Here is a 4,347-nt window from a genome sequence, read left to right as displayed (position 1 = left end):
GCGCCGGCCGTCCATCGTCTTCACATTCGAATATTGCTCAAGCATCGCCGCCAGTTCCGCCTCGATTGCCTGCTGGATGATTCGCCGCGCCCCTTGCTGGATCAGATCGTCCAGGCCAGGTGCGCCTTCAAATTGCGTTTCTGCTGTTTGACCGTTGCTCGTTTCCTGCGTATGTTTCGCCATGGTGGTGGAGTTCGATTGAGGAAGTGTTACCGTGGAAAGCAACATTCTCCTCCAATCGCCACCGCCTTCTCCTGCCTCCTCCCTACGCCGCATACACCAGTTCCGACGATAACTCCGCGGGTGCCCGCGTCTTCAGTAAGTAGCAGTCGACCGCGCGAGCGAAAGTCCGTTGGACCTTGGAAGCTGCCGTTGATTTGATCCCGGGCCAAGCGGCTGTTGAGGGTCGATCAGGGTCATCGAGGTCCAAGGATGCCCCCACCCTCCCCGGACGGATAGGTGTGCGGCGGAGCGGCGCACGCTAAAGTTAGGCTTGAGTGGCCTAGCGCCCCTCGGTCTCCAAACTTATGCCCGCCTGAGCGGGCTTTTTTTCGCCCGACGTCAGTCACGAATCAGGTATCTGCGGCGATTTTTCACATCCTTGATCCATGCATGGACGCCCCCGGTTTGCCAAGCCATCATTTTGCGACAGGTTATAGGTCAAGATTGCAGCCATGCATTCGGACTTCGCACCCGGCGCACGCCGGCGGTCCCTGATGGAATTTGCTGGTCAAGATCTCGTCAGTTGGCCGTGCTCTTACGCACACTGGATCAATCAGATTTTCCTGACCACGGTCTTACCTATATCGCCATCACATCATGATTGCCTGCGCAATCGGCTGAAGTGTCCTGCTATTCGTCTCAGTCTATTGGTGTCGCGAAGCTTACGCTGCAGTCGGAGTCGCCATGTAGTCACTTCGGAACTCGCGTGCGTGAACCAGGAGTGCCCATACGATGCGCACGTTCTTATTCGCGAGTGCAACTGCTGTAACATTCGGATTGCGTCGTTGTAGCAGGCTATATAACCAGCCCTCCTTGTTTTCTTTCCGATTGGCCGCACGGATGACTGAACGCGCTCCATGTATCAGCAGGGTCCGTATATAAGTATCGCCGCGCTTGCTTATCCCCAGCAGCGCATTCTTGCCACCACTGGAACTCTGCCTGGGCACCAGGCCCAGCCATGCAGCTAGCTGGCGCCCGCTTGCAAAGCTTTTGCCATCGCCGATAGAGGCAACTAGCGCGCTCGCGGTAATCGGACCAATGCCTGGCACCCGAGCGAGCTTGCAACTGACCTCGTTCTCGCGGTGCAATACCCGGATTTGCACTTCCAGGTTGTGGACCTGGCGGTCAAGTTCCTTCATGTGTTCCAGGAGACGCTGAATGAGTTGCCGGAAGGATCCCGTCAACTCGTTGGCCGCATCTTCGAGGATGCTCGGCACTCGCCCGGCGAGCTGGTGGATCCCTTGTGGAACAACCAGCCCGAACTCACTTAGCAAGCCACGTATCTGGTTAGCTTGCGCGGTGCGAGCCCGAACGAAACTTTGACGGACGCGATGCAGCGACAGCACCGACTGCTGCTCAACGGTTTTGATCGGCACGAAGCGCATGTTCGGTCGCGCGACGGCCTCGCAGATTGCCTCGGCATCAGCCGCATCATTTTTGTTTGTCTTCACATACGGCTTCACGAACTGTGGTGCAATCAGGCGTACCGTATGTCCCATGCCCTGCAGCTTTCGAGCCCAGTAATGGGCGCTACCACACGCCTCCATTCCTACCAGACACGCCGGTAGGTTGGCAAAGAACGCCGCCATCTGATCACGCTTGAGCACCTTCTTCAAGACCGCTCGGCCACGTTCATTCACACCATGTATCGCAAAGACGGTTTTTGCCAGATCGATGCCAATCGTCGAAATCTTCATGATGCGTGCACTCCTCGATTAAGTGGTCGCTTTGACACTCTTCCACTCTGGCACACCGATGCCGTTTCGGGCGGGGGCGTCCATTCCATTAGTTGGACGCTCGCCCCGACCCGACCAGGTCGCCCCCCGTCTTCGGGTCACGATATCGGGCCGGCACGACGCCACGCGAGGCGGTTACGCGGCTGCCCCGTTGGCGTCCGAAGATATCCCGCTCGGTAAACCCATAATCGGCTACCTTCGCCCTGATGTCCGCGAGCACTTCCTCAAATTCTGCCGCCCGGGCCGCCGCCGCCTCTTCCTCCAACGCGACCATTTGTGCTTTCAGTTCCTTGAACGTAGCCATGATCCCCCGACCGTCGAATATGGTCAGCACGAACTTACCTCGCTTCGGTTTTGCTCGATTGATAGCTGCCCCCCGAAGGGAAGCGTTTCCAGTCGTCGATCGCGCCTGCGGAATCGTCAAACGCCGACACATTCGAGACTATAAAGATAATCCTTCTTATCTTGAGCCCCATACGTGCATCGATTCGAAAAATGCGATCGATTCTATTCAACACAATTAGATATGGTAACGACATACTATTTATATTCATCGCAATATTTTGTGTGATCTCACGCAAATTTATCCCAGAGTATTTTTAATAGTAGTACGTATAGATTGTAGGAATCGATAATCGCGCCTCGAGGCTCGGGACGCTGATATCGCAACCGTGCGTCTCCTCATACCTGTATTTTGTGGAACACGATGATTTTTCCTTGCACAAGGCGACTCGACATCGAGTTCCCCGGTAGTCAGGCTACAACCTCACACGCCCTGCACCCGGATGCATCCAACGATCTTCAGACGATCATTTCGGGGGCTGCCAATTGCGCCACGCGCCCGGTTCGCTGACGTGTGCGGCGCATTCGGGATCAATTCACGATGGCGGTTTCGTCAAACAGGTCTGGTGCCACGTGAGACACGGCCGGTTGCGGCACCGCGCCCGCGCGGACCTGTGCCAACAGATCTGGACGCAGCCATACCTCCTCCAGCGCGCTGATACCGCCTTCGATCAACTGCTGCAGGAAGAAAGACGGCCTGCGGCCAGTCGCTTCGCCCAGGAACTGGATCCTGCGCTCGATGACCGGATCGATGCGGACCGCCACAACCTTCAACTTTTCTGCACTCTTTTTCCTGCCCAACATGTGCTCCCTGACATTCCACTTCATCGCATTCTAATCGGCACCCTCGCTGGCGTCAGCTATCGGCCGCTCGTCTTCCTCATCGCAACCCGTCAACAGGCGCCCGGTTAGATCCGGGCAGACGTCTCAGGCTCGGGTCGGGCTCCAGCCTGAGGTGAAGCCGGAATTTGCCGATCCGCGGCGTCCCGGTCCAGTCGCACGCTTCGAAAGCGAGATCGGTCTCCGGACCTGACGGTGACGCGCCACCCCAGAAGTCAGCCGCGGCGTTTCGGGCGTTTCGGTGCAGCGGGCGCACGCACAGCGGGCTTCGGGGATGCCGCCGAACGTGTCGCCTTCGACACGGCGGGGTCGGTTTCGCCCTTTGGCTTCTTCACGGCGGCAGCACGGGCTTTCACATCCGCCCGCGCGGCCTTGCCTTTTGGTGTCGATTCCGCAATCGTAGACGACTTCAACGCCGTCGACCTCGGCGTGCGCGCTGTTTGCGAGGCGGCTTCCTTGCGCGTGCGCTTGCTCCGGGCCGGGGGCGCATCGGCAAAGGGCTCCGTGTCGATATCGATTCCGAACACATCGCCCAGGTCCACGTTGTCGAGTACCTTGCCGGATACCGGGCCGGCTCCTGCCCCGGAGAGGTTCGCACCGGTGCTGCTGACGAGGTCGCCAAGGTCAACGCCGCGTAGCGCAAAGAGCAACTCAGGCTGCTGGTCGAGCCGCGCGCCGACGCCATAGAGTACGGCGGCGACGTGCTTGCACATCGCCGCCCCGTCCAGGCAGTTGCAGCCGAGTCTGATGTCCTTCGGCGCGGGGAAGAGCCCGCTGCCCGGCTTGCAGATGCGGCCCATCACCGCAGCCGACAGCTTGCCCTGCAGCAGTTCGACCATGGAGTCAACCGACGACGCGCACTCGGCACTCAACGCCCGCCACTGTTTCTCCAGGCAGGCTGTGACATCAATTTCGATCTCGTACAGGCTGGACCCCATGACCTGTGCACGGATCCTGCCCGTCGAAATCTGCAGATCGATCACCGAACCATTGCGCACATAGGTGCGACCGCGTGGCAGGCGACTGGCGTAGTCGCTGTAGTGCTCCAGGTTATCGCACCATGCCTTGCCCCAGAAGGTCTTCGCAATAGCCCCACGATAGGGCGCGATGGGCGACAGCGACTTGCCAGCCTTGATCGCTCTCGCAACCAGCTGTTGCGCCTGCTTTCTGCGCTCGGCCACCGGGACGTAGGGGTTCCATCCGGCGT

General features: G+C 59.0%; 3 protein-coding genes and 2 pseudogenes. All 5 read right to left on the bottom strand.

The window, feature by feature from the left end:
* A pseudogene (locus E1N52_RS43030) lies at nucleotides 1-183 on the bottom strand (IS256 family transposase); the annotation flags it as partial.
* A gap of 701 nt (nucleotides 184-884) precedes the next feature.
* Nucleotides 885-1,919 (bottom strand): IS110 family RNA-guided transposase, encoded by a 1,035-nt coding sequence (locus E1N52_RS43025; protein WP_133191147.1) that lies wholly within the window; start codon nucleotides 1,917-1,919, stop codon nucleotides 885-887.
* A gap of 18 nt (nucleotides 1,920-1,937) precedes the next feature.
* Nucleotides 1,938-2,262: pseudogene (locus tag E1N52_RS43020) on the bottom strand (H-NS histone family protein).
* Nucleotides 2,263-2,831: 569 nt separating this feature from the next.
* Complete coding sequence (locus E1N52_RS43015; RefSeq protein ID WP_246089475.1) at nucleotides 2,832-3,128, bottom strand: hypothetical protein; 297 nt, start codon at nucleotides 3,126-3,128, stop codon at nucleotides 2,832-2,834.
* Between the two features lie 227 nt (nucleotides 3,129-3,355).
* Nucleotides 3,356-4,347: SWIM zinc finger family protein (locus tag E1N52_RS43010; protein WP_246089474.1), on the bottom strand; the 992-nt coding region annotated here is incomplete at its 5' end.

It is taken from the genome of Paraburkholderia guartelaensis, assembly GCF_004353905.1.
Classification (GTDB): domain Bacteria; phylum Pseudomonadota; class Gammaproteobacteria; order Burkholderiales; family Burkholderiaceae; genus Paraburkholderia; species Paraburkholderia guartelaensis.
The sequence above is the reverse complement of the archived record's forward strand: the minus strand, read 5'-3'. Positions and strand labels throughout refer to the sequence as shown.